Genomic DNA, 582 nt, shown 5'->3' with positions numbered 1-582 from the left:
TTGCCTGCGTAATCTGGTCGAACGCTGCTTCAACAAGCTCAAGAACGCCAGGCGTGTCGCGACCCGCTACGACAAGACGGCGGAAAGCTTTCTAGGCTTCATTGACATCACGTCGATCCGCCTCTGGTTCCGTCATTTGTCAACATGACCTAGTCATCAATATTTCGCTTTGGCAACAGATGGCTCCACCTTTCGCACATGCCGTGATTGTTCTGATACTGGCATGCAAAGATGCAAGGGTTATTGATGTAATGGACGTAAAACGCGTTAGTTTCGGGGCATATTGGAACAAGAAGGCGATTTATGGCCTGCTGTTCAAGGCCTCGGCGGAAACGGTGATGACCATCGCAGCCGATCCCAATCGGATGCTTCCGATTTGATTCCGGGGCGTTTTGGGCGTAAATGCAGACAGCCTCCCGAAGGAGCCTTAAGATATTGTTTTCATTGTAGATTTTTTGGTTGCGGGGGTAGGATTTGAACCTACGACCTTCAGGTTATGAGCCTGACGAGCTACCGGGCTGCTCTACCCCGCGCCGGTTGCAGCGCTTTTGTCTGCGTTGCTTGTTTTCATCGTTTCAGAGA

At 51.0% G+C, this 582-nt stretch carries 2 protein-coding genes and 1 tRNA gene; 2 read left to right on the top strand and 1 reads right to left on the bottom strand.

Annotated features, from left to right (window positions below; translation table 11 throughout):
* Both D3P04_RS23040 and D3P04_RS23905 read left to right on the top strand, forming a co-directional pair.
* On the top strand, positions 1-148 hold a 148-nt coding region (locus D3P04_RS23040; protein WP_147391988.1), incomplete at its 5' end, for a transposase.
* 103 nt (positions 149-251) lie between these two features.
* Positions 252-380 (top strand): hypothetical protein, encoded by a 129-nt coding sequence (locus D3P04_RS23905; protein WP_269902634.1) that lies wholly within the window; start codon positions 252-254, stop codon positions 378-380.
* A gap of 76 nt (positions 381-456) precedes the next feature.
* Here D3P04_RS23905 and D3P04_RS23030 read toward each other — a convergent pair.
* A tRNA-Met gene (locus D3P04_RS23030) sits at positions 457-533 on the bottom strand.
* Between the last annotated feature and the right edge of the window lie 49 nt (positions 534-582).

It is taken from the genome of Paracoccus onubensis (genome assembly GCF_003591515.1).
Lineage (GTDB): Bacteria > Pseudomonadota > Alphaproteobacteria > Rhodobacterales > Rhodobacteraceae > Paracoccus > Paracoccus onubensis.
This window is presented reverse-complemented; position numbering and strand designations above follow the sequence as displayed.